Here is a 14,541-nt window from a genome sequence, read left to right as displayed (position 1 = left end):
CTACGGGCCGGTTCTTCGGTAAAAACCCGTCGACGGTCCGCTCGAGCTACCGTTTGCCGAGCGCCTGCTCGAACACACGCTGGGCGCGCTCGTACCCCTCGTTGCGGCCGACGATGGGGTCGGGGTACTCCGGCGCCAGTTCGTCGCGTTCGTTCGACGAGAGGGTCGGCCAGTCGACGATTTTCCCGGCGGGAACGTCGCGTAGTTCCGGCACGTAGGACTTCACGAAGGTGGCACCGTCGTCGTACTTGCTCATCTGGCTCACCGGGTCGAAGATACGGACGTCGACGGAGTCGGTTCCGGTGGAGGCGATCCACTGCCAGTTGCCGTGGTTCGAGGCCGGGTCGTGGTCGATGAGCTGTTTCGTGAAGTAGCGAGCGCCCTTCCGCCAGTCGAGCAACAGGTGCTTGCTCAGGAACGAGGCGACGACCTGCCGGGGGCGGTTGTGGAGATACCCCTCCTCGTTCAGTTGCCGCATACCGGCGTCGACCAGGGGATAGCCCGTCGCACCGGCCTGCCAGGCCGCGAAGTCGTCGGGGTCGTCGCGCCACGCGATCTCGTTTGGCATCGACTTGTAGTTCTCGACGGGCAGATCCGGGTTGTGGTACAGGAGGTGGTAGTTCTGTTCCCGCCAGGAGAGCTCGTAGCGGTACTTCGAGACGTTGCGCCGGTCGGTTCCGGTGACGGCATCGTAAATTTCGGTGGCGTCGCGCCACACCTCCCGGATGCCGATCATCCCCGCCGCGAGGTACGGCGACATTCGCGAGACGGCCTGTGTCGGCCGTTCGGCGGCCGCAGGGAGGTCGTCCCGTGTGTCGTTGTAGCTGTAGATGCCTTCCTGGAGGAAGGCGTCGAATCGCTCGCTGGCGGCGTCGTAGCCAGCCGCAGGCAGTTCGATGTCCGGTTGTATCGTGGGGATCGACTCGTCGTCGGTCACGTCGGCCAGGTCGGCCGGGTCGGGTTCCGGCGCGGGGCCGTGCTTGGGCGCCACCTGCCAGTCGTCGTGGAACTGGCTGTGGTTAGGATAGGACGGGTCCAGGCGACCGGGGTCGACCAGCACGTGGTCCGTGTACTCGTCGGTGTCGGTGTCGAGGCTGTCGCGCACCCGCCGGGTCCGGTTCCGGCGGGCCGCCCGGTAGTGTTCGTTCCACGTCACGCCGTCGGCGTCGAACTCGGCGGCGAGTGCGGGGAGGACCGTCTCGGGGTCACCGGTCCGGACGATGAGGTCGCTCCCCAGTTCGCGGTAGCGCTCACGCAGTCGCTGTGCGCCACGCAGAAAGAAGGCCTGCTGTCGATTGCCGATGGCGTCGAACAGGTCCCCATCGGCGACGAAGACGGGCACGACAGTGTCGTTCGCGGCGGCGGCAGCCAAGCCGACGTTGTCACGGGTGCGCAGGTCGCGGCGGTGCCAGAACAAACGCATACTCATACAAGGGGCTGCAACGGCTTGGGGGCTTCGCCCCGCGAACGGGAACGCCGAAGTGGCCGCGAGTCGGAGGACCGGGCATGGACGTTCTGGTCACCACACCGTCGCTCTCGGTCCCGCTTCGACTCGTGGTCGGCGTCGTCGCTGGCGCGGTCGCCACGCTCGCGATGGACGGCGTGATGGCGCGTCTCCCGGAGGGGATGACGCCACCGCTGGTCGCTGCGGGCGTCCTCACTGACCGCCGCCCCGGGAACGCTCACCCCAGATTAGCCGCGGTCGTCCACTACCTGTCCGGCGGGGCCAGCGGGCCGCTGTTCGTCATCCTTCTGCTGTTCGGGGAGGGACTGCTTGGCGTCTCCGCGAGCACGTACCTGCTCACGACGGCGGTCATGTACCTCTCGATGGTCGGCTTTTTCCTCGTCGTCGTCCTCCCGCAAACCCGCGGGCTGACGCGTGACCGTGTCGAGCGGACCCGTCTCGACTGGGCGCTCTCGGCGGGGGCGTATCTCGCCGTGTTGGTGCCGCTGGTCGCCGTCGGGTCCGGGTTCGTTCGGTGAAACGTCTCAGAGCCCGGTGACGGTGATGGGAATCGGGGTGAACGTCAGGGCGGCCAGCACGAGCGTGGCGGCCGCGACCGCCCGACGACGGGAATCGACCGGCGTCGGGTCGAGCGGTTCGGCCCCACCGACCCGGGTGAAGAACAACGCCAGCAGCGCCCAGAATCCCCAGAGACCGGCGACCAGCGAGGCGTTCTCGACGACGTAAACGTACGCCGCCAGGGCCAGCAGGCCGACGGGCACCAGCAACTGGGCGGTGTCGAGACGGTCGCCGACCAGCGCCCGGAGGACGTGCGCGCCGTCGAGTTGACCCACCGGAAGCAGGTTCAGGAACGTGACGAACGCGCCGACCCAGCCACCGATGACGACGGGGTTGGCGATCAGCGACGGGTCGCTGTAGTAGAGCTGTTCGCCCAGCAGCAGGGCGATACCCTGGATGAGCGGCGGGTAGCCGAGCCGATACTGTTCGGCGAACGAGGTCCCGGCAGCGGCTCCCACGTCGACGGGCGGCAGGGAGACACCGACAACGGTGACGAGGACGGTCGCAGCCAGGCCGGCCAGCGGCCCGGCGACACCGATGTCGAAGAGTGCGCGACGACTGGGGATGTGGTCGCGCATCCGGATTACCGCCCCCAGCGTCCCTAGCACGTTCGGGAGCGGGATGAAGTAAGGCAGTGAGACCTCGACACCGTGATACCGGGAGAGCGCGTAGTGGCCGAACTCGTGGACCGCGAGCACTGACAGTACCGACAGGGCGAACGGCCAGGCGCCGAGCAATGCAAAAGGACTTCCTTCGAGGGAAATTCCGTACCACCGCGCGCCGGCGAACAGGGTCGTCGCGACCGTGAGGCCCAGCAGTATGACGTTGGTCCAGGGGACGCTCTGGACTTCCGTGGACCGTTCGGTCGCAACCAGGACGTGTTCACCGGTTTCGCGGGCCAGTCGGACACGGTAGCCCCGTTCGCGAAAGAGCGGGGCGAGCTTCCGCACGACGGCGTCCTGTGCGTCCAGCGGTTCGCCGTAGTATCGGGCGTCCCCGTCGACAGTCTCGACATCGTAGACGTGGAAGGCGTCGGACAGCGACTCCGGATCGGGGAGTTCCGATGGCACGGACGCAGGCGTCGACGACGAAGGAGTCGACATTACCAGCACTACGAGCGCGAGCAGTAAATACCTGTTCGCCCGCCAGCGGGCGCCTTTATTGCGTGCGCGGCCTCTGCCCGCGGTCGTCCCCGTGCGTTCATGTCGGTCCAGCCGTTAGGTGAAAGTGATGGTATACACACCGCGACCCGACCCCGGACCGGTCCTGGCGGACCTCCGTGACCGCGGGTTCGAAGTGACGCCACTGTCCGGCGACGGTCCCGCTGCAGTCGCCGTCGACGGGTCGGCCCCAGACGCGGTCACGGACCGGCCGCTGGCCGTCGAACCGCTCGCCGGCCGAGACAGCGTCGGTGGTCGACCGTCGCCCGGCGGCGACACGCTCGCGCTGACGGTCGTCGCACGCCTCGCGGCCGCGGCCAAGAACGGCCAGGCGACGCTGTTCGTCGCGGCTCCCGAGACCGCCGCGACGGTTCGTAGCCTCCTGACCGGGCCCTTCTGTTGCCGTGCCAGCACTGACGGTCGCCGGACGTTCCACTCGATTCCCGACCGCATCATGCTGACCGACGACAGCTACGCCTGTGTCCGGGCCGACGGCGGCGTGACGTGGCGCGAGGAACCAGTCGGTTCGGGACCCGGGGCAGACGAAGCCGGCGACACGCGTCTCGTCTGCGAGGCCGACGGCACGGTCCGGGCGGCGCTGGACTCGGTCGAGTCGCTCCGCTGTCCCGGCCCCGACCCCGGCGCGTTCCCATACCGGTACAGACGTGGCGATGACAAGCGAATGCACGTCCACGGCCGCGACCGCGAACTCGGGGCGTTCACCGGAGTCGCGGCGATGAAGACGCGCGGCTATCGGCCGGTCCCGTTGCCGCTCGTCCCGGAGCATCACGTCCGTGAGAACGCGCATCTAGCCCGGGCCTGGACGGTGGCGACGGTCACCGACGGATCGGTCCGGTACGACACCGCCTGAGGTCCGGTTACTCGACTTTCACGAGTTGCTTGCCGATGTTGACGCCGTCGAACAGCCCGAGGAACGCCTCGGGCATGTTCTCGAAGCCCGTCTCGACTGTCTCGCGGTACTGCACGTCGCCGGCCCCGACCCACTCGGCCAGTTGCTCGGTTGCCTCGCCGAATCGCCCCGCCCAGTCGCGGACGAGCAGCCCCTCGACACGGGCGCGAGTCTCGATGAGTCCTGCCAGCTTCCGGGGCCCCATCGGCCGCTCGGTGGCGTTGTACAGCGAAATCTGGCCACAGACGGCGACGCGGCCCCGAACGTTCAGGTGAGAGAACGCGGCGTCGGTGATCTCCCCGCCGACGTTGTCGAAGTAAGCGTCGACGCCGTCGGGACAGGCCTCCCCGACCGCGGCGTAGAGATTGTCGGTCGTCTCGTAGTTGATCGCCGCGTCGAAGCCCAACTCTTCGGTGAGCCAGTTGGTTTTCTCGTCCGCACCGGCAATACCGACGACGCGAGCGCCTGCGAGCCTGCTGATCTGGCCCACGACAGACCCGACCGCACCCGCCGCGCCCGAGACCAGTACGGTGTCACCGGGTTCGGGTTCGGCGACCTCCAGCGTCCCGAAGTACGCGGTCCGGCCGGGCATACCCAGGACTCCAAGCGACGTCGAGACGGGAGCGAGGTCCGGGTCGACGGGCTGGAGGGCGTCGCCGTCGGCGACGGCGTACTCGGCCCAGCGGAGGTTCCCGGTGGCCACGTCGCCGGCCTCGAACTCCGGGTGGTTTGACTCGACCACGTCACCGACGACGCCGGCCTGCATCACGTCGCCCACCGCCCACGGTTCGGCGTAGGACTCGGCATCGCGCATCCGACCGCGCATGTACGGGTCGACCGAGAGGTACCGGGACTCGATCAGGACCTCGCCGTGGTCCGGTGCGGGAATCTCGGACTCCCGGAGTTCGAAGTCGTCCATCGTCGGTTCACCTGTCGGGCGACTCGCCAGAATCCACTGCCGGTTGGTGCCAACCATGACGCGTGGCGACGAGCGTCTCCCAATTGAGTGTTCGGGTACCGCGACCGTCCGTTCGCGTGTCCAGCACCCCGGAGGAGCTATCAGGTTTGATAGCTGCGTGCGAGCGTTTTAGACGGTGTAGCTCGATGCGGAACCAACAACTGTGGAGGTGAGTTCAGAGATGGCGACTACACGTTCGACGGGCGTCTCGGAACGGCTTATGACCTGGGTCGGAGCGATTGCGATGGTGGTCGAAATGTACCTTCCGTCGGTCGTCCGGCGCAACCTCGGTGCCCGGTTGCTCGGGATGGCGGTCCTGGCGCTGGGAATCAGTCCGTTCGCGTTCGGGCTCACGGTCGGGGACCCGTTGCTCGCCGCGCTCGGGGTTTCGGCGGTGACAGTCCTCACGGGCTTTCTCGCCTACGCGGAGATGTACCGCTCGCTGGTCGTTCTCGACCGGAAAGTCGGAGAGATCGACGACGGGAACTACGATCTCACCTTCGACGTGGACCGACGCGACGAGATCGGTCGCGTGTTCGAGACGGTCGAACGGACCGCCCAGTCGCTGGGCGAGACCATCGACGAATCCAAGCGAGCGCGCGAGGAAGCCGAAGATGCCAGCAGGAGAGCGCAGGAAGCACAGTCGGACGCCGAGCAGGCCCACGAGGCCGCCGAGGCGCTGGCGGCCGACCTCGAATCCCGGGCCCGCGAGTTCGGCGAGGTCATGGCGGCGGCCGCCGACGGCGACCTGACCCGGCGACTCGACACCGACCAGGACAACGACGCGATGGCCGAAATCGCCACCGCGTTCAACGAGATGGTCGGCGAACTGGAAGTGACGGTTCACCGGATCCGGGAGTTCGCCGTCACCGTCGACGAGGAGAGTGGCACCATCGCCGAGGAGAGTGACCGCGTGACCGACACCAGCCAGTCGGTGAACAAGACGGTCGAGCAGATCGCGGCGGACGCCGAACGTCAGCGCGAGAGCGTCAGACAGGCGGCCAGCGAGTTGACGAACCTCTCGGCGACCATCGAAGAGGTCGCGTCTTCGACCGACGAGATCGCCGACCGGTCCGAAGCGGCCGCGGCCCTCGGCGAGGAGGGACGCGAGCGTGCGGCCGAGGCCGTCGAGAAAATCTCCGCAGTCGGGGAGGCAGCCCGGACGGCCGTCGGGGAGATCGAGCGCCTCCAGAGCGAGATGAACGAGATCGAATCGATCGTGGACCTGATCGACGACATCGCCGAACAGACGAACATCCTCGCGCTGAACGCCTCTATCGAGGCCGCGCGGGCGGGTGAAGCGGGCGAGGGCTTCGCCGTCGTCGCCGACGAGGTCAAACAACTGGCGACGGAGACAGCCGAGGCGACGGAGGAAATCGAGGAACTCATTACTGACGTCCAGACCGCGACGGAGACGGCGGTGACGGACATTCGCCGGGCCGACGACCGCATCGACGAGGGCGCCGCAGCCGTCGAAGAGACCGCCGAGACACTGGGCGACATCGTCACCCACGTCGAGGAGACCAACGACGGCGTCCAGTCTATCGCGGCGACGACCGACGATCAGGCGGCCTCCGCCGAAGAGGTCGTCGCGATGGTCGACGATGTCGGGAACGTGAGCGAGGAAACGGCAGCACGGGCCGACGAGGCCGCCGACGTAACCCGCGAGCAGACCACCGCCGTCAGCGGCGTTCACGGCGACGTCACCGACCTGTCCGAGCGCGCCCAGGAGCTGCGCGACCTGCTCGACTCGTTCACCGTCACCGACGACACACGGCCGGACGGTCGAATCCAGGGTGTCCTCTCCGACTGACCCGACCGGCAGGAACCGGGTCGCCGACAGGCCCAAGCGAATCCCGCCCTTACTGTGGGCCATGACCGACGATACCCCCGACGTGACGGCGGACCTCCCGGACAGCCCCATCCACACCACCGGGACCGATCACATCACACTGATCGGCAGCAACGAGGAGGACACTATCACGTTCTACCGCGACCTGCTCGGCATGCCGCTGGTGTTACGCCAGCCCAACCTCGACGACCCGTCCTCCACACACCTGTTTTTCGACACCGGCGACGGCCGCATCATTACTTTCTTCGTCGGCGACCGTCCCTCGAACCAGCAACCCCCACGGGCCGGCGTCGGCGGCGTCCATCACCTCTCGCTCTCGATCGACCCCGAACGGTTCGTCGAAATCCGTGAGGCCCTCGACGACGCCGACCGCCAGTACAACGAGTTCGACCGCGGCATCTTCCACTCGCTGTACACCCGCGACCACAACGGCTTCCTGCTCGAACTCTCGACGGACAAGTTCTCCATCCCCGACGAGCGCAAAGGCGAGGTGCTGGCGACCGCACAGCGCATCCGCGAGGAGGCGGGGGCGGACTTCGCCCGCGAGGCGGATATGGAGGCGGCGCTGAACGAACTCGACATCGCGTACGATACGGTCGAACTGCCCGACGCGCCGAGCGGGTCGAAGCTCTAAAACGCCCGGTAGTACTGCGGGGGGACGTCGACCTCGTCCGCCTGGCCCAGTTGTTTCAGGGCGTGCAGCGTGAAGTACGGGTCCCACGGATGCTCGCGGCCGATGGTGGCCCGGGACGCTGCCCTGCCCGCGGACGGACTCGGTGATGACCGCGAGCGCGTCGGCGTGGTCGTCGCTCCAGATGCCCAGGTCCTCGGGGGAGATTCGACCCCGCGGTTCGAGGGCAGTGGCTTCGGCCATCACCGCGCCCGCACCACAGACCGCACGGCTAGCGAGATGGTGAAAGTGCGAGTCCGTCGCGAGGCCGTCACGGTCGTCACGGGAGTACCGACACATCGGCGATACCATCACGCGATTCGGACCGGTCGTTTCCGAGAGAGTCAGCGGCGTGAAGAGGTCGTCCGTCAGCACAGATCGGACGCGTCGCTTAGTAAAACCCCCGGGGCTCACGGCGAGACCGGCCGGTTTCGGAGGCCCCGACCTTGATTTTCGAGGGGGCCTTCGATTCGAGTATGTCTACCTGGGACGACCGATTCCGCGCAGGCGAGTACCCGCAGGACCCCGACCCCGACCCACTGCTCGAACGCGCTATCGAGACCGTTCCAGCGGGCCGTGCGCTCGACGTGGCGACCGGAACCGGCCGCAACGCCGTCTTCCTGGCGACGGAGGGCTATCGAGTGGACGCGCTCGACCAGTCCCGGGTGGGACTGGAGACCACCCGCGAGAACGCTCGTCAACGCGGCGTCGCCGACCGTCTCGAACTCGTCCAGACGGACGTGCCGAGTCACGCGTTCCCTGACTCACGCTACGCCGTCGTCACGGTCAGTTTCTACCGGGCGCTCGACCGGCTGAGCGACATCACGGCCGCGCTGGAACCCGGGGGCTACCTGTTCGTCCAGCACCACCTCCGGACGACCGACGACGTGGACCGCGGCCCCAGCACCGACCGCTACCGCTTCGCCGCCAACGAACTCCTGCGAGCCTGTCTGGACCTCACCGTCGTCCACTACGACGAGCGGACCGAGCGCCGCGACGGTCGCCGGGGCGCGACCGTCCGCATTCTCGCTCGCAACTCGACCGGTCAACGGCAGTCGTACCCGGAAATTCCGTCGGCATAAAAGAGGGTTTATTTACACACGGCTTTGTCGACGAGTGGATTCTTAACACCGTAATCCGTTCCCGGAATATATTTTACAGTTCAGTCGTTACAGTGTCGTATGTCGTTCCAACTGTCCGACGAACACCGGGCGATCAGAAAAGCCGTTCGGGAGTTCGGCGAGGAGGAAATCAAGCCAGTTGCCAAGCAACACGACCAGAACAAGGAGTATCCCGAGGAGATCAGGCGGAAGGCTGCCGAGGCCGACTTCGTCGCGTCGAACATCCCGATGGAGTACGGCGGCGCAGGGATGGACTCGCTGTCGTCGAGCATCGTCACCGAAGAGCTCTGGCGGGCCGACCCCGGAATCGGCAGTGCCGTCGGCTCGGCCGGCTTCGGGACGAACATGATCGTCAAATACGGCGACGAGTGGATGAAAGAGGAGTATCTCCCGCCCATCGCGGCCGGTGAGTCGGCCTCCTGTTCCATGATCTCCGAGCCGGCCCACGGCTCGAACGTGGCGGGTATCGAGACACAGGCCGAGAAAGACGGCGACGAGTGGATTCTCAGCGGCAACAAGATGTGGATCACCAACGGGAACGTCGCCGACGTGGGCGTCGCAATGACCAAGACCACGCCGGGCGAGGGCCACCAGGGTATCACGGCGTTTCTCGTCCCGATGGACAGCAAGGGCGTCCAGACTGAGAAGATCGACAACAAGCTCGGTATCCGGGCCTCGGACCTCGCGGAGGTCATTCTCGACGACGTGCGCGTGTCCGAGGACAACGTCATCGGCGAGGTCGACGGGGGCTTCTACCAGCTGATGGACTTCTTCGCCTCCGGACGAACAAGCGTCGCCGCCCAGGCCGTCGGTGCGGCACAGGGCGCACTCGACGCCGCGCTGGACTACGCCGACGAGCGCGAACAGTTCGGCCAGAAGATCAACGAGTTCCAGGCCATCCAGCACAAGCTCGCCGAGATGGCGACCAACATCGAGGCCGCTCGCTCGCTGACCTACCGGGCCGCCTCGACGGTCGAGCAGGGCAACGAGCAACTCGCCGCGAAGTTCGCCAGCATGGCGAAGCTGTTTGCCTCCGAACACGCCGTCGACGTGGCCGACGAGGCCATTCAGGTCCACGGCGGCGCGGGCTACGTCACCGACCACCCCGTCGAGCGCTACTACCGCGACGCCCGAATCACCAAAATCTACGAGGGTACCAGCGAGATCCAGAAGAACATCATCGCCGACCGGCTCTAAACCGCCGCCATCTATCCCGTTTTTCGACCGACCCAGCGAGCTACGCGACCGTCGACCGGGTCAGTCGTCGGCGACCTCGACGGGAATCGTCTCCGACGGCGCACGTGGGAGTTGCCAGTCGATCGCCAGACCCAGTTCACGATGTGAGGGCGTCGAAACGACCTCCAGTGTTCGGTGGGCGGCCGCACCAGTAAACGGTGCCGCGACCATCAGCCGCGCCACGTCGGCCCGGGAGACAGTCCCCCACAGGCCCGTATCCGCCGGTGCGACGGTCACGTCGTCGGTTCGTCGCCCGTTCGTCAGCACGCCAGGCCGGAGAATCGTGTGGCGCACGTCCGCCTCTCGGATCGCAGCCTCGGCGCGGGCCTTCGCGTCCTGGAGCGGCCCGATGAACGCGTCGAACACCCGCGCGAGGGCGCTCCCACCCTCGCCACCGACTCCTAGCGCCGACTCCATGACGAACGCTTCGGCTCCCGCGTCGGCGGCTGCCTCGAGCAGGGCCATCGTGCCCGCGCCGTCGACGAACTCCGTGGCCGCCAGCGCGTCTGTGACCGTCGACCCGACCGCCGAAAGAACGACGTCGACCCCCTCAACGGCCGCGTCCAGTCCGGTCTCGGCGAGCAGGTCGCCGACGGCCACTTCGTCGGCTCCAAGCGCCCGGAGTCGGTCGGCCTTGGACTCGGCGCGTGTCAGCGCCCGCACCTGCGGGTCGCGACCGTCGAGAATTCGGAGTATTTCGCGTCCGGTTTCGCCACTGGCCCCTGCCACCAGGATGGTCGCGCCGTTGGTCATAACTACTGTAGGGACCCAACCCTCAAGATTCACTCGGCGGTCTGTGCCTGTTCTTCCGCGGCGACGGCGAGGGACCCGCTGCCGAGCGCGAAGGCGGCGAAAAGAAGCGGCAATCCCCGGTCCTCGTCACCGCCTGCCTCGAACGCGAGTACAGTGAACGCCCCAGCGAGGGCACCGTAGAGATAGGCACGACGTCGTGTCCGACTCAATGACATACGCTACGCTACGGTGGCGAGAGCAAGAAAAGTACCGATAGCGGCACGCGTTACAGACGTTCGCAGGCGTTCTGGAAGCCGCGTTCACAGAGGAGTTTTCGTGCGATGCGGCGGTCGGCGTCGCGGTAATCCGTCCGGCAGACGAGACAGTGCTGTTCGGACATGGTGTACATAGAGAAAGGGGCGTGAGACATAAAAGTAGACGCTAACCGGTCACACACCGGGTTACACGGCGGTAACGTGGCCGCAACGTAGGGCCGCGGTCGGCCGGGAGTCGTGTCATCCAAAAGGGTCCGGGGCGCACGGATTGACGTGACGGACGAGTCGCTCTTGACCGGCTACGGCGGTCGGATGCTCGGCAGTCTCGCGCTGGCGTGGGCAGTCCTCCAGCTCGGCCGCTTCCTGCTCTCGCCGCTTTTGCCCGCCATCATCGGCGACCTGGGCATTACGACGGTGACCGCCGGGTTCGTCCTCGGGGGGTTTCAGGCGGTCTACGCGATTATCCAGTACCCCAGCGGCCGCCTCTCGGACCGGTTCTCGCGGGCCGCGCTGATCGTCCCCGGTCTGGCCGCGCTGACGCTCGGCTTCCTGTTGTTCGCCAGCGCCGTCTCGCCCCTGCTGTTCGTCGGCGGCGCGCTCCTGCTTGGAGTCGGAAAGGGCCTGTACGCCGTCCCATCACGAGCGCTACTGTCGGACCTGTTCGTCGAGCGCCGCGGGCAGGCGCTCGGGCTGTACGCCGCCGGGACCGACGCGGGCGGCGTCCTCGCCTCGGTGGCGGCGCTGGTCGTCACCGGGACCGCAGCCGCCGACCTGGGGCCCGCCAGGGGGGTCGTTCCGACGCTTCCCGGACTCTCCTGGCGGGCACCGTTCCTTCCGGTGGCTGCAGCCCTCTTTCTGCTCGGCGCGGTCTACGTCCGCTGGAACCGCGACGGGTACGAGCTGGGTCGGGTGGAGTTCGGAGTCGGAGAGACCGTCAGGCGGCTCTCGACGACCAGCGCCCAGCGGGAGGCCCTCGTCGCGTTCGCCCTGTTCTTTTTTGTGGTCGGTGCGTGGGTCAACTTCCTACCGACGTACCTCGCACAAGGGAAGGGCATGAGCGAGTCGCTGGCGGCGGCGTTGTTCGCGGTCGTGTTCGTCGTCGGCGTGTGGGCGAAACCACTGGCGGGGCTGGTCTCCGACCGGGTGCCCCGACGGGCGGTCGGAGTCGCCGGCCTCTCGCTTGCCGTCGTGGCGCTTTCCGGCGTCGTCCTCGCGTCGACGCTGTGGGTCGTCGTCGGCGCCATCGCCCTGTTCGCGCTGGGGTATAAGACGCTGTTCCCGGTCGCCGACGCCGTCCTGCTCGACGCCGCGCCCGACGACAACACCGGCGGCGACCTCGGGGCCGCCCGAGCGCTCTTTCTCGGCGTCGGGGCACTGGGCCCAGTTTATATGGGGTCGGTCGCAGCCGCAGCCGACTACGCCGTTGCCTTCGCCGGCCTCGCGGTCTGCCTGCTCGCCAGTGCGGGCCTGCTGGCCCGCGGCCTGCTCCGGGCACGTCGAACAACGCCGCCTGCGTGACATCTATACCCGCGGCCCGCATAGTCGTGGTATGCTCGGTGAATCGTGGCCGGACGAACCCGACCCACCGTTCCCGGAGTACGTCGACCCGTTCCCCGCGTACACGGAGCCGGCACCCGAAGAGACCGGCCGACGGGCGCGCACCGATGCCGGTTTCGAGCGCGCCTACGGTCGGGACGCAGAGGTCGTCGCCGCCGTCGAAAGCGGCTATCTCGGGCTGGTGGCGGTGTTCAGGATCGGCCTGTTCGCGCTGGCGCTGGGCGCGTACCTGCTCGCCTTCCGCGGCGGCTACTACGCGCAGATGATCGCCGCGATAGGGCTCGTCACCTGTGCGTACGGGGCCCACCGATATCTCGTGTACCGGCGGGTGCTGACGGAGGGTGGTCCGCCGCGGGAGTGAGGTCCCGCTCGCGGGACGTCCGACGAACCAGCGGGCCGTCCACGCAACTTTAGACGCTACCGGTCGTAGGAAACGAGAATGAGTGCGTTGTCTCGGCGATTCTCGGAACAGGTATCTAGTCCCGAACTCGCGGTGTTCGTCTCCGGCGTCGTCAGCATGGGCCTCGAAATTCTGGCGGGCCGGATGGTGGCCCCCCAGTTCGGGAGTAGCATCTACACGTGGGGGTCGATCATCGGGGTGTTCCTGGCTGCGCTGAGCCTGGGCTACTACCAGGGCGGCAAACGAGCCAGTCAGCGAGCTACCGAGGAACGGCTGGTCCGGGTGTTGCTCGCGACGGGTGGGTTCGTCGCCGTCCTCATCTTGGCTGGCGACATGTTGCTGGCTGGCCTCTCCGGGTTTCCGCTGCCGCCCCGGTTTGCATCCCTGCCTGCGGTGACGATCCTGTTCGGGCCGCCGACCTACCTGCTCGGCTTCATCAGCCCGTACGGCGCGGAACTCTCGAGAAAGGAGAGTACGGGGGCGGCCTCGGGCTACGTCTACGCGGTCGGAACCATCGGCAGCATCGTCGGTGCCTTCGGCGCGACGTTCCTGCTAATCCCCTCGCTGTCGGTGCCGCTGATCGGGCTGGTGTTCGGGCTCTTACTCGTGGGCACGTCGCTCGCGATTCTCGCGCCGACGTTCCCGCGGCGGACGGTGCTGGCGACGGTCGTCGTCGGCGCGTTGCTCGTCGGCGCGGTCGCCGTCCCCTCGGCGGGCTACTCCGTTCGCGGTGAAGTCGTCCACCAGACCCAGACGCCGTATCAGGAACTCGTCGTCGCGGACCTGGGCGACACGCGGACGCTCTACCTCGACGGCCAGCCCCACAGCGCCATGGACCTGGACGACCGGAACCGCCACGTCTTCGAGTACACACGCTACTTTCACCTCCCGTTCCTGCTGGCAGACTGGACAAACGAGAGTACGACCGCACCGCACCGCTCGGGCGACGTCGACCGAGTTCTGTTCATCGGCGGGGGCGGGTTCACCGGCCCGAAGCGGTTCGTGAACGACTACAACGCCACCGTCGACGTGGTCGAGATCGACCCGGAGGTGATCCGCGTCGCGGAGAGACATTTCGGCGTCGAAGCGGGACCGAACCTCAACGTCTACAACGCCGAGGGCCGGGAGTTCCTCCGGACCACCGACGAGACTTACGACCTGATCGTGCTGGACGCCTACAAGAAAGACAAGGTGCCCTTTCAGCTGACGACCAGAGAGTTCATGCAGTTGACCGCGGATCGACTCGACGAGGACGGCATCCTCCTGGCGAACCTGATCTCCGCGCCGACGGGGCCGGCCTCGCAGTTCTACCGGGCGGAGTACAAGACGTTGAGCCGGGTGTACCCGCAGGTGTACAGTTTCCCGACGAGCGGCGGGTCGGTCGTCCAGAACATCGAAGTGGTCGCGACCAAATCCGACCAGCGGGTCAGCCAGACCCGACTCGAAGCGCGTGACGAGCGGCGGGACATCGGAATCGGGCTCTCGAGGGAGTTGACCAACTATCAGGCCGACGTCGAGACCGGCGGCGTCCCGGTTCTCACCGACGACAGAGCGCCGGTCGACGCGCTACTGGAGCCGATGGCCGGACGGCGATACGTGGTCTCACAGACCGGACCGAGCGGGAACGCGACGGCGGGTGCGGGCTGA

The 14,541-nt window shown here is 67.2% G+C and carries 14 protein-coding genes and 1 pseudogene; 9 read left to right on the top strand and 6 right to left on the bottom strand.

The genetic code is table 11. The features are described from left to right. Nucleotides 1-46 precede the first annotated feature (46 nt). Nucleotides 47-1,423 (bottom strand): cryptochrome/photolyase family protein, encoded by a 1,377-nt coding sequence (locus Q0964_RS14390; protein ID WP_349254473.1) that lies wholly within the window; start codon nucleotides 1,421-1,423, stop codon nucleotides 47-49. Nucleotides 1,424-1,506: 83 nt separating this feature from the next. On the opposite strand from Q0964_RS14390, the gene Q0964_RS14385 reads away from it, so the two are divergent. Continuing rightward, nucleotides 1,507-1,983 carry a hypothetical protein gene (locus tag Q0964_RS14385; protein WP_299268874.1) on the top strand — a complete coding sequence of 159 codons (477 nt, stop codon included), beginning with the start codon at nucleotides 1,507-1,509 and terminating at the stop codon, nucleotides 1,981-1,983. 6 nt (nucleotides 1,984-1,989) lie between these two features. Here the strand turns inward: Q0964_RS14385 and Q0964_RS14380 are convergent, their stop codons facing one another. Then, on the bottom strand, nucleotides 1,990-3,126 hold the full coding sequence (locus Q0964_RS14380; protein ID WP_299268872.1) for a site-2 protease family protein: 1,137 nt from the start codon (nucleotides 3,124-3,126) through the stop codon (nucleotides 1,990-1,992). Nucleotides 3,127-3,253: 127 nt separating this feature from the next. Here Q0964_RS14380 and Q0964_RS14375 point away from each other — a divergent pair, with 127 nt between their 5' ends. Next, nucleotides 3,254-4,054, top strand: a complete 801-nt coding sequence (locus Q0964_RS14375) for a hypothetical protein (protein ID WP_299268870.1) — start codon at nucleotides 3,254-3,256, stop codon at nucleotides 4,052-4,054. 7 nt (nucleotides 4,055-4,061) lie between these two features. On the opposite strand, the gene Q0964_RS14370 is transcribed toward Q0964_RS14375, so the two are convergent. Continuing rightward, nucleotides 4,062-5,069, bottom strand: a complete 1,008-nt coding sequence (locus Q0964_RS14370) for an NADP-dependent oxidoreductase (protein WP_299268868.1) — start codon at nucleotides 5,067-5,069, stop codon at nucleotides 4,062-4,064. A 163-nt stretch (nucleotides 5,070-5,232) separates the two neighbouring features. On the opposite strand from Q0964_RS14370, the gene Q0964_RS14365 reads away from it, so the two are divergent. Together Q0964_RS14365 and Q0964_RS14360 are read left to right on the top strand one after the other, a co-directional pair. Then, on the top strand, nucleotides 5,233-6,864 hold the full coding sequence (locus Q0964_RS14365) for a methyl-accepting chemotaxis protein (RefSeq protein ID WP_299268866.1): 1,632 nt from the start codon (nucleotides 5,233-5,235) through the stop codon (nucleotides 6,862-6,864). Nucleotides 6,865-6,925: 61 nt separating this feature from the next. Continuing rightward, on the top strand, nucleotides 6,926-7,537 hold the full coding sequence (locus tag Q0964_RS14360; RefSeq protein ID WP_299268864.1) for a VOC family protein: 612 nt from the start codon (nucleotides 6,926-6,928) through the stop codon (nucleotides 7,535-7,537). Between the two features lie 108 nt (nucleotides 7,538-7,645). Here Q0964_RS14360 and Q0964_RS14355 read toward each other — a convergent pair. Next, nucleotides 7,646-7,945, bottom strand: a pseudogene (locus Q0964_RS14355) (oxidoreductase); the annotation flags it as partial. 104 nt (nucleotides 7,946-8,049) lie between these two features. Between Q0964_RS14355 and Q0964_RS14350 the strand changes: the two are divergent. Further along, complete coding sequence (locus tag Q0964_RS14350; RefSeq protein WP_299268862.1) at nucleotides 8,050-8,655, top strand: class I SAM-dependent methyltransferase; 606 nt, start codon at nucleotides 8,050-8,052, stop codon at nucleotides 8,653-8,655. Nucleotides 8,656-8,754: 99 nt separating this feature from the next. Next, nucleotides 8,755-9,891: an acyl-CoA dehydrogenase family protein gene (locus Q0964_RS14345; RefSeq protein ID WP_299268860.1), complete on the top strand. Its 1,137-nt coding sequence runs from the start codon at nucleotides 8,755-8,757 to the stop codon at nucleotides 9,889-9,891. A gap of 60 nt (nucleotides 9,892-9,951) precedes the next feature. Here Q0964_RS14345 and Q0964_RS14340 read toward each other — a convergent pair whose 3' ends face one another. Beyond that, entirely contained in the window at nucleotides 9,952-10,683 is a 732-nt protein-coding gene (locus Q0964_RS14340; protein WP_299268858.1) for an NAD(P)H-binding protein, read from the bottom strand. A 29-nt stretch (nucleotides 10,684-10,712) separates the two neighbouring features. Continuing rightward, nucleotides 10,713-10,898 carry a hypothetical protein gene (locus Q0964_RS14335; protein WP_299268856.1) on the bottom strand — a complete coding sequence of 62 codons (186 nt, stop codon included), beginning with the start codon at nucleotides 10,896-10,898 and terminating at the stop codon, nucleotides 10,713-10,715. A gap of 351 nt (nucleotides 10,899-11,249) precedes the next feature. Here Q0964_RS14335 and Q0964_RS14330 point away from each other — a divergent pair, with 351 nt between their 5' ends. The 3 genes from Q0964_RS14330 to Q0964_RS14320 all read left to right on the top strand — a co-directional run bounded on the left by Q0964_RS14330 (nucleotide 11,250) and on the right by Q0964_RS14320 (nucleotide 14,541). Continuing rightward, complete coding sequence (locus Q0964_RS14330) at nucleotides 11,250-12,455, top strand: MFS transporter (protein WP_349254472.1); 1,206 nt, start codon at nucleotides 11,250-11,252, stop codon at nucleotides 12,453-12,455. Between the two features lie 31 nt (nucleotides 12,456-12,486). Continuing rightward, nucleotides 12,487-12,855: a hypothetical protein gene (locus tag Q0964_RS14325; protein ID WP_299268852.1), complete on the top strand. Its 369-nt coding sequence runs from the start codon at nucleotides 12,487-12,489 to the stop codon at nucleotides 12,853-12,855. Nucleotides 12,856-12,933: 78 nt separating this feature from the next. Next, complete coding sequence (locus Q0964_RS14320; protein ID WP_299268850.1) at nucleotides 12,934-14,541, top strand: spermidine synthase; 1,608 nt, start codon at nucleotides 12,934-12,936, stop codon at nucleotides 14,539-14,541.

Origin of the sequence: Halorientalis sp. (genome assembly GCF_028275115.1) — an archaeon.
GTDB lineage: Archaea > Halobacteriota > Halobacteria > Halobacteriales > Haloarculaceae > Halorientalis.
The sequence above is the reverse complement of the archived record's forward strand: the minus strand, read 5'-3'. Positions and strand labels throughout refer to the sequence as shown.